Origin of the sequence: Calothrix rhizosoleniae SC01 (assembly GCF_900185595.1) — a bacterium.
GTDB lineage: Bacteria > Cyanobacteriota > Cyanobacteriia > Cyanobacteriales > Nostocaceae > Calothrix_A > Calothrix_A rhizosoleniae.
Genome location: NZ_FYBH01000095.1, coordinates 1 through 15,224, shown reverse-complemented (window position 1 = coordinate 15,224; position 15,224 = coordinate 1). Strand labels below are relative to the sequence as shown.

The 15,224-nt window shown below is 39.9% G+C and carries 11 protein-coding genes; 9 read left to right on the top strand and 2 right to left on the bottom strand.

The window, feature by feature from the left end; translation table 11 throughout:
- The first annotated feature begins 173 nt into the window (after positions 1–173).
- The 5 genes from CALSC_RS05495 to CALSC_RS05475 all read left to right on the top strand — a co-directional run bounded on the left by CALSC_RS05495 (position 174) and on the right by CALSC_RS05475 (position 9,015).
- A complete protein-coding gene (locus CALSC_RS05495; protein ID WP_088240395.1) occupies positions 174–722 on the top strand; it encodes a hypothetical protein in 549 nt (182 codons plus the stop codon).
- 11 nt (positions 723–733) lie between these two features.
- Positions 734–1,759 carry a phosphate ABC transporter substrate-binding protein PstS gene (gene pstS / locus CALSC_RS05490; RefSeq protein WP_088240396.1) on the top strand — a complete coding sequence of 342 codons (1,026 nt, stop codon included), beginning with the start codon at positions 734–736 and terminating at the stop codon, positions 1,757–1,759.
- A 127-nt stretch (positions 1,760–1,886) separates the two neighbouring features.
- Positions 1,887–3,767, top strand: a complete 1,881-nt coding sequence (locus CALSC_RS05485) for an iron uptake porin (protein WP_088240394.1) — start codon at positions 1,887–1,889, stop codon at positions 3,765–3,767.
- Positions 3,768–4,060: 293 nt separating this feature from the next.
- Complete coding sequence (locus CALSC_RS05480; RefSeq protein ID WP_088240393.1) at positions 4,061–7,222, top strand: HEAT repeat domain-containing protein; 3,162 nt, start codon at positions 4,061–4,063, stop codon at positions 7,220–7,222.
- A gap of 152 nt (positions 7,223–7,374) precedes the next feature.
- Positions 7,375–9,015 (top strand): SWIM zinc finger family protein, encoded by a 1,641-nt coding sequence (locus CALSC_RS05475; RefSeq protein WP_088240392.1) that lies wholly within the window; start codon positions 7,375–7,377, stop codon positions 9,013–9,015.
- Positions 9,016–9,502: 487 nt separating this feature from the next.
- On the opposite strand, the gene CALSC_RS05470 is transcribed toward CALSC_RS05475, so the two are convergent.
- Positions 9,503–9,877: a pentapeptide repeat-containing protein gene (locus CALSC_RS05470; RefSeq protein WP_088240391.1), complete on the bottom strand. Its 375-nt coding sequence runs from the start codon at positions 9,875–9,877 to the stop codon at positions 9,503–9,505.
- A gap of 334 nt (positions 9,878–10,211) precedes the next feature.
- Between CALSC_RS05470 and CALSC_RS05465 the strand changes: the two genes are divergently transcribed.
- Positions 10,212–10,784, top strand: coding sequence for a cytochrome b/b6 domain-containing protein (locus CALSC_RS05465; protein ID WP_088240390.1), 573 nt, complete (start codon positions 10,212–10,214; stop codon positions 10,782–10,784).
- A gap of 68 nt (positions 10,785–10,852) precedes the next feature.
- The gene (locus CALSC_RS05460) at positions 10,853–11,560 is read left to right on the top strand and encodes a molybdopterin-dependent oxidoreductase (protein ID WP_088240389.1); all 708 of its coding nucleotides are present in this window, start codon (positions 10,853–10,855) and stop codon (positions 11,558–11,560) included.
- Between the two features lie 463 nt (positions 11,561–12,023).
- On the opposite strand, the gene CALSC_RS05455 is transcribed toward CALSC_RS05460, so the two are convergent.
- A complete protein-coding gene (locus CALSC_RS05455; RefSeq protein ID WP_088240388.1) occupies positions 12,024–13,157 on the bottom strand; it encodes a peptidoglycan-binding domain-containing protein in 1,134 nt (377 codons plus the stop codon).
- A gap of 593 nt (positions 13,158–13,750) precedes the next feature.
- Between CALSC_RS05455 and CALSC_RS05450 the strand changes: the two genes are divergently transcribed.
- Positions 13,751–14,524, top strand: a complete 774-nt coding sequence (locus CALSC_RS05450) for a CHAT domain-containing protein (RefSeq protein WP_088240387.1) — start codon at positions 13,751–13,753, stop codon at positions 14,522–14,524.
- A partial coding sequence (locus CALSC_RS05445; protein WP_456151086.1) for an nSTAND1 domain-containing NTPase occupies positions 14,511–15,224 on the top strand: 714 nt, incomplete at its 3' end. The genes CALSC_RS05450 and CALSC_RS05445, both read left to right, overlap by 14 nt.

Below are 15,224 nucleotides of genomic sequence, written 5' to 3'. Positions count from 1 at the left end.
CGTAGACAAATCGAGGGTGAGGTTCAATTATTAAGATTGCATATTATTTAATCCACGTTCCTTAGTTTGACTAGGAAATTAGCTAGTACTTGAAATCGCCACCATGTTCTGTTATTGTTGACATCTGAACGCAAAATACCTCAGAAAAAATAATATCCAAATCATCAGAATAAATGATTTTCTTCACAAAAAAATGCCATAGAATTTTCACCACTACAGGAATGGCTATTCTCGCCTCCTCAATTTATTTAAGTGATGCAAAGGCTCAATCTCTACCTCCGCGAGAAAGTTTCTTGATAGCTCAAACCTTTGGTGGTATAGAAGGAAAAGTACCCCTTTCAGAAGTACCATCTCCTGTTATCGCTTCGGTGAAGCTTGTGACTGGTGCTGAGCCAAAAGAAGCACAAGTTGAGATGCAATCAGATGGTTCTATACTCTATGAAATAGGTGGTCAAAACCAACAAGGCTTTAAATTTTTAGTAGATGTGACCCCCAACGGAAAAGTTATTGAAGTTGACGAAGAAGTAGAACGTAGTTCCGTTCCAGAAATTGTCATCAAGGCGATTAAACAGTGGGCACCAAATGCCAAAATTGCCAATACTTGGCGCAGTACTCGTTTAGGCGAATTTGTCTATGAAATTGTTATGGATAATGGTTTTTTGTTTGAAGTTTATATTGATGATAAAAAGGTTACAAAGGTCACTATTCAGCCAGAATCATGAACAAGAAGATTATGAAGACCTTTACAATTAATAATTGGCAACAATTTTTTTTAAGTGCTGGGACAATCACTGCAACAATTATTTGTTTTACCAGTAATCCTGTTTTGGCTCAATTATTTAAAGGTGCAGGTGCTTCTTTCCCTGAAACCCTTTACAACCGTTATATAGCAGAATACGAGCAAGAAACAGGTAAAAAATTTAAATATACACCCATTGGTAGTGGTGGCGGGATTCGTTTATTTACGAATAAAACTGTAAACTTTGGTGCTACTACTTTAATTCCTACTCCCATTGAAAAAAATCAAATGAAAGATGGGTTAATGATGGTACCAACTGGAGGAGGTGCAATCGCCATTGTTTATAATTTGCAAGATGTAACTACTGATATTAAGTTATCTCGGAAGCATCTAGTAAAGATATTCACTGGTGAAATTGGTAACTGGAATCAGATTAACCCTCGCTTCCCGCGGCAAGAAATCAAGGTAGTAGTTCGCTCTGATAGTAGTGGTACGAATTTTCTCCTGACCAAATACTTGGGTCAAATTACTAAGGGGGAAGTAACAGCGAGTCGCAAGCCTGACTGGGGGTTTGAGGTTTTTGCAGCTCGTCCCCAAGATAGTGGAGTAGCGGGGGAAGTGAAACGAATTGATGGTGCTATTGGCTATGTGCAAACAAGCGTTGCTCAAAAAAATAATTTGCCTGTAGCGAGGATTGAGAATCCATCTGGTAGTTACGTTAGACCAACTTTAGAAGAAACTAAAAAAGCTCTAGCTAATGTCAAGTTTAAAGACGATTTTACGATTGAAGATAGTAATGCTCCCAAAGATGGCTATCCTTTGGTTAGTTTAACTTGGTTATTAGTTAATAAAAATTATACTGATAAAAATATGTTAACAGCAACTCAGGATTTGCTGACATGGATTTTAACTAAAGGTCAAAATTTTAATGAGAAATTACAATACACCAAAATCCCCGACGATGTTGCTAAAAAAGTGGTCGAAACTGCTAATAATGAATTAAAGTTTCGTCCCTATTAAAACTCTAATATTATTGCTGTGTCAAGCAATTTTGGATTGGAAATTTTGGATTTAATTTTGACTGCCAAGACAGTGGTGCTAGGCTGTTTGACAATGATTTGATGTGAGGAGGAGCTAGGAAGAGATTATGAAAAAAGTGGCAGTGTCATTGCCCCTAACTTCAGTTATACTGGGTTGCAAATTACTAATTATACCTCCAGTTTTCGGGCAAGTAGTTCCTAGCGATTCAGTCTTAAAGCCTCAAATAACTCCAAACTTGCCAGGGAGTGAAACACAAATTCTTGATTCGGCAAACACTGCTGTCAAGGGAATTAAATCAATAAACGAATTTAGTATCAGGAATCAATCTCTGCGTCCATTATCTGTAACAACTTTTAAATCAAATTCTCTCAGAAATTCCCATTTATTTCCTATAAACTTGGGTTACAAGTTATCCTCTAGTAATAAATTTCCCTTAGCAACTTTTAATGCAGAATCTCAAGTTGAAGAAATTTCTGTTAATGACAAGCTACAAGCACAAATCAATTCTTTTGACCAAATCATTGATGTCAATCAGTTACAAGATGTGACTCCTGACCATTGGGCTTATGAAGCATTGGGTAACTTGATCGAAAAATACCGGTGTATTAAAGGTTCTGAGGAAAGAACTTTTAATGGAAATCGGGCAATGACCCGTTATGAATTTGCTGCGGCGTTCAATGCTTGTCTGCTGAAGGTTAGACGTTCAATTGACAGTTTAAGCAATAAACTTACTAGCCAGTCAGACTTGGCAACTTTAAAAAGGCTACAAACAGAATTTGCCGAGGAACTGGCTGCTGTACGAGAGAAAGTTGATAATCTGGAGGAAAGGACAACTTTTCTAGAAGAACGTAACTTTTCGACTACAACAATTTTACGGGGACAAGTAGATTTTGTCGCTGCTAGTATATTTGGTGATCGCAAAGCTGTTGTTTCTGGGGAAAGTTCTACGGAAAATTTGGATTCTAATACCACGTTTTCTGGTAGATTTAGGTTAGATTTGGATACCAGTTTTACAGGCAAAGACCTACTACGTGCCAGACTGGAAGCAGGAAGTATAAATGGGTTAGGTAGCAGTGTCACCGGCACAGCCATGACTCAGCTAGCTGATGGAACCAATACAGGTAATAATGTCAGACTTGGCAAGTTGTTTTATCGCTTTCCATTGGGTGATAAGGCTTTAGTATATCTAGCAGCAGCCCGTCAGTCTGCTAGTGATTTTGTTCCCACTCTTAATCCTGCTTCGACTATTTCCCTATTTGGTTTTAACAACCCCATTTATGATGTAGGTTTTGGTGCTGGTGGAGGAATTTACTATCAATTCACCGATGAGATTGGCGCTGCATTAACTTACTATACTGGTTCTAGTGATAATCCGGAGCCAGGAAAAGGTTTATTTAATGGTGATTATACAGCTTTAAGTCAAATCACATTCACACCCTCCAACCGATTGGGTTTTGTGTTCAGCTATGCCCATTATTTCTCTCCTCAACCTGGTTCAACCAACAATATTACCAGTTTTACGGGTAGTCAATTTGCTCAACTGCCTTTTGGAGAAGAAACAGCTACTTCTAGTGACAATTTTAATCTAGCAGCTTCCTATCAAATTAGCGATCGCTTGAAGGTAGGAGGTTGGGTGGGTTATTTTCATGCTATTGCAAAATCTTCTCCTTTGAATAATGGTTTTAATGCTTCTCAAGGTGCTGATGCAGATATCTGGACTTGGGCTTTTACAGCTTCATTATCCGATTTGGGTAAACTTGGTAGCAGTTTAAATTTTATTTTTGGGATGCCTCCGAAGCTAAGTAATAATGATATCCCTGGGCGAGAGGATAATGATACTTCTTATCATATTGAACTTTCGTACAAGTATCCACTCACTGACCGCATATTTATTACTCCTGGACTTTTTGTCATTACTAATCCCGAACATAATGCAGAAAATGATGCAATTTGGGTAGGAGTTTTACGCACTACTTTTAAGTTTTAATCAAAAATAATTTGCACCACCAATTATCTAAGTAGAATTTTTCCTTCCCCCTGCTCCCTTCCCCCTACTCCCCACTCCCTACTCCCTACTCCCTACTCCCCACTCCCTGCTCCCTACTCCCCACTCCCTACTCCCCACTCCCTACTCCCTACTCCCCACTCCCTACTCCCCACTCCCCACTCCCTACTCCCCACTCCCTACTCCCTACTCCCTAATCCCTACTCCCCACTTGGCAACTCTGTATAAAACAAGCCACAATATAGAGTTATGGACTAAGTGGTAAGGCGGGTGTTATGAAACTAATCAAAAAGACTACACTACACTATCAGCAAGGTTCTTCCGATAAAGTATATGAAGTAGATTTATGCGAGATTACCCCAGGTAGTTATGTAGTAAATTTTCGCTATGGTAAACGTGGTGCCAACCTCAAAGAAGGGGCAAAAACCACCAAGGCTGTCACTTTAGTTAAAGCACAGCAAGTTTTTGACAAGTTAGTAGCAGAGAAAACCAACAAGGGATACCAAGATATTGCTGCTACTCCAACTCCCAAAAAACAGGTCAAGCCAACCTTAGATAAAGAAGCACGCAAACAAGCAATTCTCAATCGCCTAGCAGATAATGCACCAAGTAACTGGAAATTATCAAGAGCAATTTGGCGTGCGGGAGAGTTAAAGCTGAGTGAAGCTACCCCCCTACTGATTAAATTAATTGGTACAGGAGAACCTCTGAGAGATTATTGTATTGCTTGGGCATTAGGTTGGTGTGGTGGAGAAGATGCAATTTCCAGTTTGAGCCAACTGTATGAAGATAGTGCAACAGCAGAATTTGTCAAGCGTATGGCTTGGGAAGCACTATTTAAACTATCTGAAGGGGAAGTCAAAACAACCTTGCGCTCAGAGATAGTAGAGTCATTATCCCCCAACTTACAAAGCTTAGTATGTCAAGATTCATCCCCAGCAATTGCAGCAGATATAGAAACATATCTGCAAAAATGCCCAGCTCAAGATTATGTCATCTTAGAGCGGATGTACCAAATCGATAACCAATACATTCGTCCCGCACTCCTGCATATTTTACGTACCGCACCATTCAAACCAAATTATTTCCAACGCCTGCGCCACATTTTCAAAATGGCTGAATATCGCCATGATGCAGAGGTATTTGCTATTCTTACCTATCGCTTAGAGCAAGAACAGCATATATTTTCTAGCCAAGCATATGAGGTGAATCTTCCTAGTGGGGAACGTTTCAGTCGTTATGGATATTATTATGACCCTGCAACAGGAAGATACCGCAATACCAATAAAAATCAAATTCAGGAAGAGTTAAAGAGTTCCCAATCCAAACTTGCTTACAGTAACAAAACCCGTGCATATCTCCGTCATCGTGTGTGGCGAACCCTGAAACAATTAGGAGAAGAAAATGATCCTGATTATATCAACATGGCTGGGTCAATTTTGCTACAGTATGCAGATGCAGATGCCCAACCAATCAAGAAGTCTAATTTTTTCACCTACGATCGCAACTGGAATAGTATTATTAGAGGCGTTAATTGGGATAGCTACGCCGGATACATAACATTTAACCACATCCTCTACGAAAATAGTGGGCGTTATGAATTAACCCGTAATTCCCAAGGTTGGCGATGTAAACCAGGTTATAAACCAGGGAAACAAGAACCGGATATTCGGGAAGAAGCATTTCCCGAACTTTGGCAACAACATCCCCAAACACTATTAAAATTACTATTAGCCAGTGCATGTCAACCAGTTCATCACTTTGCAGTTAAAATTCTCAGAACTTGTCAACAGTTTTGTGCATCCATTGATATAGAGACAATTATCCAACTAGTTAACAAACCCTACGAAATCACAGCCCAATTCGCCTTTGAACTAGCACAACAGCAATATAATCCCCAACAACCAAACACAGAATTAATCCTTGCCTTAGCTAATTGTTCATCAGAGCCAGCACGAAATCAAGCTTACCAGTGGATAACAGAACAAAGAGAACATTTCCTGGCAGATAGTTACTTTATAGCCAATCTAATTACCAGTTTACACAGCAATACCCGCCAATTTACCAAAAAATTACTCAATTCAGCCATTATTAACGATGCAGTTGCCAAAGTCCTAATTGGTAGAATCATTGCTCAATTACTCACCATCGAAATCAATGGGGAAATAATTCCAGAAATTGGTGAAATACTTTTAACCAGCTTTGCACCCCAGCTACGTACCCTAGGATTAAATGTAATTCACGACTTACTCGCCCATCCCTCCCTAGAAATTCAAGAAATAGGTGCTAAGATTCTCCTCAACCATCAAACCCCCACAGAACAATTACCACCAGAAGTTATTGAATCCCTACTTGCATCCCCTTACGAATCATTGAGAGTAATTGGTATCAGACTATTTGGACAATTACCAGAGGAAAAACTAATTGGGGAAGAAAGTATTTTAATTGTAGCAATGGCAGTCAATGTTAATCCAGATATCCGCAATGCCATTCAACCAATTGTTCACCGTTTAGCAATTAATAATCCCAGCTTCTCCCAGGAAATAGCAACAGAATTAATCGAAGTATTGCTGATTCCGGAAAAACATGAAGGAGTACATAGCCATTTATTACACCTGCTCAAGGAAGACTTACCAGGTTGGATGACATCTATTCCTAAACAAACCACCTTAAACCTGCTCAAAGCGAAATCCGGTGCAGCCCAGGAAATAGGAGGCTTAATCTTGGGTAGTAACTATGAAAATTGGTTGTCAGAATTTACCACCCCAGAAATAGTAAAACTAGCAAGCCACGAAATTCTTGCTGTTAGACAAGCCGCCAGACAAATGTTCGTACAAATTCTTCCCAGATTACGTACCAACACCCAAGACATGGTAGCCGCAGTCAGAATATTAGAAGCAAAATGGCAAGATTCCCGAGAATTTGGCTACAAAATATTTACCACCGAACTCAGCAGCGACGAATTCACCCCAGAAGTACTCATAACCATTTGTGACAGTGTGAGAGAAGAAGCGAGAACCTTGGGAAGAGACTTACTAAATCGCAACTTTCGAGAAACAGACGGCGAAGAATATTTGTTGAAATTTAGCGAACATCCATCAGCAGACATGCAACTATTCGTCACTAACTACCTGGAAAAATATGCCACAGACAACCCAGAAAAACTGCAAAAACTAGAACCATTATTTATCAGCATCTTATTACGGGTAAATTGTGGTAGCACCGCCAAAAAAAGAATTTTTACCTTCCTAGAAACAGAAGCGCAAAAAAGCGAATATGCTGCCAAAACCATTGCTGAAATCATGACTAGACAATCAGCAACAATCGCCATCACCGATAAATCAAAAGCCATCCAAATCATGGTCAAAATCCACAAACAATATCCCCATATTCCCCTACCCATAGCCATCAAATCAGTCTCCCAAACCAGAAACTAAATATCTGACTCTCTGCTTTTTTGCGTGAGACCTATACCCTTATACTGTTTCACTTTCAAATTGATGCAAATAGGCAGCAGAGGGAAAGAATTTAAAGAACAATCATTTGTATCATAATTTTCGTAAATTGGTATTAATCAATCAAGATAAAAATGGAATTTGCATACTCTTATAAAGGCAACACAGGGGTAACAGAAAATGGCACCAACACCCAAATGTCATTTTCCCCCGACACCAAACGTCCACCCACCTACTTCATCGGTGAACTGAGACAAAACGTCGCCTTCCGGGAAGCCATCAGCGCCTTACATGACGTAGTAGTTTCCGACTTACGATACCAAGGCAAAGATAAAACCGCCTATAAAGAATGGCGTAATCAACAGGATAATATTAACTGGGAATTAGTCACAGCCTTACGGCAAGATGTCACCGAGGAAATTGAAAAACTGCGAGAAGAACTAAACCAATTAAATACGAAAAAATACGAACGCCTCCGCCCATTTTACCAAGCACAATCTGCCTTCCAAAGATACGCTTGGCAAAAACATTTAGATATGTACTTTATCTTCGATCCAGTCATAACAGTACACCCCGACGAAGTATTTTTTGAATGCTTCAGTGTTGACGAATCAACCTATGGAAGATTAGGTGCAAGTTATGAAGTATTTCAAAACATTAACGAATTCGCCTGTGGAACCACCAACGTAGATTATTCCGCCGCCCTATACGACGAATTCCAAAAAATCCGCAGTTATAAAAGTACCTTACTACAAGTAGATCCATCAGGCTTTGAAGTTCAAACCACCAACGAAGAAGCATATAAAGAAGTAAAAATCGACCTTCCTGATAGCTGGGTAAGGGGCTTCTTACAAGTCAGTTCCGCCATGTGCTTACCCGCCATCCAATTCGATTTACACCCAATGGACATCTATAACCTCTGCTTTGTCTTGCGTCGCCATAAAGAGAAAAAAGGACCCCGCAGTATGCGCTACCATCTCACCCCAGGGGAACCAGTACGCATCGTCTTTGAACCTTGGGAAATGGAAGTAGTCTGTCCTCGCTCACCATACACCGGAAACCAACCCCAAACCATCCGCGTGTGGGGACGCAGACGCTTACACATCCTCGAACGTCTCATCCCCATCGCCAAAAAATTCACCGTTCACCTCCTAGGTACGGGTATGCCTTCATTTTACGTCGCCGACTTAGGGGATATGTCTTTTACCCTTGGTTTATCTGGGTGGACAAAGAATGATTGGTCAAATTCTGGTAACTTTGACTTAATGGCTCCCCGAGCAGACGTGGATGAATGGACTCAGAAAATCATCTTTGATGGCTTGCGAGAGAATTGGGTAGAAACCGCCGATAGTTTAGCCAAGCGGTTAAAATTAAGTCGCACAGCAGTACTCGGTGCATTAAGTGCTTATACACAAGCTGGAAGAGTTATTTATGACCTCAATAAACAAGTATACCGAATTAGAGAACTGAGCCGAGAACCCTTACCGATGGAAAGATTGCGGTTTGCCAACGAAAGAGAAGAGAAGAGCGATCGCTTCCTGCAAAACAACGCCATACAAGTCATATCAGTTAATAACAGGGATGGTGCCTTAACCTTACAAGGTAGAGTTACAGATAAAGATAAAACTTATACACCATCATTGACGATAGATTTAGACGAACGTATAATAAATGCAGAGTGTACTTGCAACTGGCATCAGCAAAACAAGCTGTACAAAGGGCCATGCGAGCATATTCTGGCACTACGTATGCAACATGCTCGTCAGTGTCAATAACAATAAAATCACGCCCTAGTAGTTGGTAAATAATCCTTGCAATCTGGATGATGGATCGTCATCCTTGTGTATAGTCTAAACGCGCAATCACTAGCCTGCTCTTGACTGTGCGGTCTTACGGGTACTGTAGGTATTCCGGTTTGGCTTCCGCGAAGCGAATGACCCACAGTACCCGTGACCGCTGGAGTTGAGCAGTCTAGTCCTGAGGGATTTACGAAGGGAATACCAACACAAATGGGGCGTGATTTTATTTATATAGCTATAGGTTGATAGTTGATAGTTGTTAGTTGTTAGTTGTTAGTTGTTAGTTGGTGGTTGGTAGTTGAGGGTTGATGCTTGATGGTTGACGGTTAACTATCAAAATTTCTTCTCCTTGTCCCCCTGCCCCCTGCTCCTTCCCTCTTTCCCTCTTCCCCTCTTCCCCTCTTCCCCTCTGCTCCCTGCTCCCTGCTCCCTGCTCCCCTGCCTCTTCCTGACTGTATCAGTACTAGCTGGAGATTTTCTGCATATTTCTACTGAGGGGGTCAAAATTTTTAGTAAATTTTGTAGTTTCATCGTAGGTAGCACCAGTTAAATTCGCTCCATAAAGTTTAGTATATTGGAGTTTGGCTCCCCGTAAATTGGCACGTTCTAATTGAGCACAGGTGAGATTGGCTCTCGTTAAATTGGCTTTAGCTAAGTTCGCACCACTGAGATTTGCTCCCCATAGTTTAGCTTTGGCTAAATTAGCTCCAGTCAAGTCTGCTCCCCAAAGATTGATTCCAGCGCAATTAATTCCAATCAGCTTTAATTTTGCTAGATTGGCTCCCGTAAAGTCTCTCTTTCCTTCATCATAAAGTCGCTTCAGTTCATCAGCATCCATAACTAATCATTAACCTTTCCATTTTTACAAATCAAATAGGATTTTCATCTGTCTTCCCTCCTGGAGACTCCCGGTACATCGGTACTCCGATTAGCGGTGGGTTGTTGACACCACTGTTCCTGGTTGCTATCTAAAATTGAGAGCAGGTTTTTTGCAATTCATTGTATTAAAAAGAACAGGAATTTATTAAATAAATGATGATATTACTAGAAACTAGTTATGATAAAATTCCTAAAAGATAAGGAACTCACTATATCAACAATAGCAAAATATTGATTGCAACCCGTGGAATTTGGGTTGATGGCTCACCGATAACTGATAACTGATAACTGAAATGACCTTACCTACTCAGGCAATCGCTGCCAAAATTTTCCACTGGGTGAATATTGTCAGCGTGTTTATTATGTTCACTAGCGGATTACAGATTTATAATGCTAACCCGGTTTTTGGTGGACGTGAGGGTTGGCAAATTCCCCCCATATTTACTTTAGGAGGTTGGTTAGCTGGAGGTAGACACTGGCATTTTGCCGCTATGTGGATATTTTCCCTGAATTTATTCTGGTATGGGTTGTATATTTTCATTACTCGACGCTGGCGACATCGGTTTGTGGGGACTAAGGATTTAAAGGCATTACAAAAAAGTCATAACTCGAAACGCTTGATTTATGCTTGGCATCGCATCGTATATACAAGCATTATTCCCATTCTCTTGCTGGCACTGTTCACAGGACTAGGAATGTATAAACCGGCTCAATTCCATTGGATTGTAGAAATGTTTGGCAGTTGGCAAGCCTTACGGATTGTCCACTTTAGCAGTGTACCTCTATTAATTGTGTTTGCGATCGCTCATTCGTGGTTAGGGAAGCAAGCAGGTGGGGAGAAACTAACAGAATCGATGTTTTGGTGACTTCAGTAAACTTATTACTTATTACTTATTACTTATTACTTATTACTAGCGCCTAGCGCTATAAAATCATGAGTTTGATTAATTTATCCCGCCGTCAATTTTTACAGATTTCTGGTTTATCCAGTGCGAGTTTATTTTTGGGTGGTTGCGGTACGCCGATATTAGAGGATGTGGTGGGTGAAGTTTCTGAACCACTGAATCAAAAAGTAGGTAGCTTAATACTTAAACCCCAACAGCCGGTACCAGAATTTTCTCTTGATGAGATTCAGTCGGAAGCTTTGATAGTTAATACTTTTAAAAACACTCCTCTTATTGACAGAGATAAATATCGTTTAGTAGTAGATGGTGAGGTAAAAAATCCCCTCAATCTATCAATGGCAGATATTCAAAATTTACCCTTCACTTCTATGATTATTCGCCATGTATGCGTTGAAGGTTGGGCTGCTATTGTCCAATGGGGAGGGGTGAGACTCAGAGATATTGTAGCTCTAGCTCAACCCCTGTCTAGTGTCCGTTATGCTTATTTTCAATCTGCTGATGGTTATTACTCTAGTTGGGACATTGCTTCTTCTCTCCATCCCCAAACTTTACTCGCTTACGAAAAAAATCAGCAACCTTTACCAGTAGATAATGGTGCACCCTTACGTTTGGCTGCTCCCATTAAGCTTGGTTATAAACAGAGTAAGTGGGTAACTCGGATTATTTTAGTTACTCGTCTATCTCGTTTTCAAGGGTATTGGGAGGATCAAGGATATGAATGGTTTGCAGGTATTTAGGTTTAAGTAATAAGTAATAAGTAATAAGTAACAAGTAATAAGTGAGCCATTGCGGTGGAAGGGTTTCCCGGCACAAAGCAACTGCCTTCAAATGGCGTTGATGCAGTCTCTCCGAATGGAGATACTCCGAAGGAGTAATAAGGAGATTTCCAGAATTAAAATTACCAGGGGATTACAAATTCACTGTAGGGGCGCAAGGCTTGCGCCTTCGTCACTGCTTACTTAGGGTCTACTGAATAACTGAAAAATATTGATTTATCAATGCTTTGAGGCTATTTTATTGGGAAATAAGTGCAAGGGAATTAGGATTTTAAACCTAAAATCCTTGCATCTGTGATTTTTTCTGGCAAAAATACTAGAAATAAGGAGGCTGGAACTACTCCCCACTCCCTACTCCCTACTCCCTACTCCCTACTCCCTACCCTCACCAAAAGACTTTTTCAGCAAGCCCTACTTAGGTTGCTCACATTTTTGTATTGGGACGCATTAACCAAATTACTTCCTCATTCAGCAAATCATCGACACCTTCTTGGCGAATTAAGGAACTGTCATGACTTGCTTGGGCAAAAGCAATAGTTCCATTGGTACGGAAATCATTAGTCATCGCCACGCGAGTATGTCCCCCATCTTGAACTCCGCTACCCTGATGATCTACCAGTAGAAAATCACCGGGTTGGACTTGGGTAAGTAATTTTTGAATGCGTCTTTTCAGTTCTACTGGTGATAAGTTGGTGACAGGAATTTCGTCGATTAGCTGGAAACGAATAGGATTACCATTTCTAGGTGCATATTTATCAGTCCACCTAAACCACTGGTTAGCATTGGGATATTCCCCTTTACCATCATTAGTATTATCTTGATAAAAAGGAGGTTCATATCCACCTTTACGCAATACATTGCCACCAAATAAATTACATTTCCAGCGATCGATGAGAAAGTTGAAGTATATGTCGGTGGGGACATTGTGTTTGGGGTCGATATTTATCCAAGGTTGGGGAACACCGTAGTATTGAGCAATATCACCAGTGCAGAGTTCTTGAGCTGCATTGACTAAATCTTGAGGAGTTGCATTGGTAATTCCTGGTACGTATGTTTGACGCAGGGCGGTATCAATGGCTTGGGCTGTTTTTTGTGCAACCTTACCATCCACCAACAGTCCATTATTTTGTTGAAATGCCTTTACAGCTTTGGTGGTTTCAGGGCCGTAGTCACCATCAGCACCAAATCCTGGTAGCATATAACCTAGTTCACCTGTGCGGCTAGCTAAAGCGATCAATGCCCGTTGAACATTGCGAACTGAGGGGTGTTTACGTCCATCATCTGGTATAATTATGCGCCCGTTAAGTAAATCAGTTTCATTAGCGATATTAGCGATCGCATCACTGACTCTTACCTGACTACGAAGATTGCTCAACAGTTGATTCAACCAGCTACCCACACCTGATTCTAAGGTATCAACATAACGAGTAGCGATGATTTCCACTTCTATTTTCGTTACCTGTCCCGATTTTACCCGGTTTTCCAGTTCTGCCATTTCGGCGGCGGTAAATCGTGCATTTGTAATGAGATTTTCCAAGGGAGCTGATAAGGCTGGCATAATAGTTACCCAAATATTAATAAGATTTAATTTATGGTTTCAATGTTTTCTATGTTTTGATTACATCATTGGTTTTGATGATTTCGGAATTTCTGCAAAACTTCGATATGAAGCTGTAAGTCATTCAATTTTGGATTAATCCCATACCTAAAGCCAGAGGCTAGAAATAATGAGATTAAGCTTGTTTTGTTCTCATTATAAAAATATAAAGGTATATAAAACTACTTTTTTTAAGTTTTAATCTTAAAGAATAATTAAAATTACTTGTATAAAAAATGCATTTACTTAATATACTTTAAAGGTATCAAATTCATCTCCTCACAATTTCCTCACACTTTTTTCGTAGCTTGTGAATGTAAGCGAATGGGGGTAAAAACTAAGTAAAAGCAAGATTTATCAGGTCTTTCACTACAAAAGTTAAAGCAATATAGAGACAGATGTGTAGGGTATAAAAAGCAATCAGTGGGTTCGTAGGGACAACAATAATAATTGTTATGGAAATAAATTACAGCAACTCCAAAAAATACAATTATTCAGTATGTATGGAGATCGTGCATTCCTGTGTATTAAATGTATAACAATTTTCCCCACCTATGGTTAAGAAAATTCTGATTCTAGCAGCAAATCCCAGAGGGGATTTAAAACTACCCCAAGAAATACGTGATATCCGAGAAGGATTGAGACGTTCAGCTAACCGAGAACAATTTGCACTGGAAACAAGAGGAGCTGTACGTGTCGAAGACCTAACAAGTGCCCTATTGGAAGTAAAACCTTGGATTGTTCACTTTTGCGGACATGGTAGCGGTAGTGAGGGACTGGTTTTGGAGAAAGATGGGGGACAGCAACATTTGGTGAGTACGGAAGCTCTTGCTAACTTATTCCGACACTTGGCTAATCGAATAGAATGTGTTCTACTCAATGCCTGCTATTCCGAAGTGCAAGGGCAAGAAATTGTCAAGCATATTAATTATGTTATTGGTATGCGGCAAGAGATTCTAGATGATACAGCCAGGGCTTTTACACGGGGTTTTTATCAGGCATTAGGTAATGGGGAATCAATTAATTTTGCTTATGAGTGGGGTTGCGATCGCATTCAATTAGAAATTAACCGCTCAACAGCCACTCGTAAAGCAACGGTGGTGCGTGCGACTGAACCAATTAAGGTTCCTGAGCACTTAATTCCTATACTGCTGAAAAAAGAGCATATTACTCCTATTAAATCAGAAGAAGATTTACCAGTAAAAGAACAGCAGAAAAAAACTGCTTCTGAGCAGCCCAGTGGTGGTATTCACTTTGGAGATAGCACTACTGTTCATGGAGATGTATTTACAGGAAACAAATATGTAAGAAGCGATGATGAAGAATAATGAAATTGATGATCATAGCAATGGAATGTATTTTGGAAATGAGACACGTATCACAGGAGATATTATTGGTGGGAATAAATATGAGATTAAGTTTTATGCCCTAGCTTCCATTGCTAGTAATGGTCAAATCGATTGGGAACAATATCGGACCCAAGATAATATTCAAAGTGAAGAACCTTACCAATTTCTGAGTTATTATGACACCACAGATGCAGATATTTTCTTTGGTCGGGAAGCTGTTTCTCAGTTACTAGCCTCTAAAATATCTAGCCATAAGCTAATTTTGATTAACGGTAAGTCTGGTAGTGGAAAAACTTCTTTAATTAATGCTGGAATAATTCCAATTTTAGTTAACAAAAAATACTTTACAATGGTTTTTCGGGAATATGGTCATCCTACTGAACTAATTAAGGCTGGCATTGAGAACTTGGAGAATGTAAACATTGACCTGAGTAATAGTACTACACTTTTGGAATGTTTACAGCAAACCTCTCGTCAAATTCAGCGTCCTCTCGCAATTTTTTTCGATCAATTTGAAAGATTCTTTTTTAATTTGCCTTTAACTAAAAGAAGTCAATTTATCCAGGAATTTCGTGAATGTCTACAGGTACTCAACGCCCAGAAATTAAATATTATAATTTCTGTACGCCAAGATTTTTATGGGAATTTGGGAGAATTTTGGCAATCAATACCTGAGTTT

Coding starts and splice junctions, on each gene's coding strand:
- CALSC_RS05485 (WP_088240394.1), top strand. CDS start 1,887: ATGAAAAAAGTGGCAGTGTCATTGCCCCTAACTTCAGTTATACTGGGT.
- CALSC_RS05495 (WP_088240395.1), top strand. CDS start 174: ATGATTTTCTTCACAAAAAAATGCCATAGAATTTTCACCACTACAGGA.
- CALSC_RS05450 (WP_088240387.1), top strand. CDS start 13,751: ATGGTTAAGAAAATTCTGATTCTAGCAGCAAATCCCAGAGGGGATTTA.
- pstS (WP_088240396.1), top strand. CDS start 734: ATGAAGACCTTTACAATTAATAATTGGCAACAATTTTTTTTAAGTGCT.
- CALSC_RS05465 (WP_088240390.1), top strand. CDS start 10,212: ATGACCTTACCTACTCAGGCAATCGCTGCCAAAATTTTCCACTGGGTG.
- CALSC_RS05475 (WP_088240392.1), top strand. CDS start 7,375: ATGGAATTTGCATACTCTTATAAAGGCAACACAGGGGTAACAGAAAAT.
- CALSC_RS05480 (WP_088240393.1), top strand. CDS start 4,061: ATGAAACTAATCAAAAAGACTACACTACACTATCAGCAAGGTTCTTCC.
- CALSC_RS05455 (WP_088240388.1), bottom strand. CDS start 13,157: ATGCCAGCCTTATCAGCTCCCTTGGAAAATCTCATTACAAATGCACGA.
- CALSC_RS05470 (WP_088240391.1), bottom strand. CDS start 9,877: ATGGATGCTGATGAACTGAAGCGACTTTATGATGAAGGAAAGAGAGAC.
- CALSC_RS05460 (WP_088240389.1), top strand. CDS start 10,853: ATGAGTTTGATTAATTTATCCCGCCGTCAATTTTTACAGATTTCTGGT.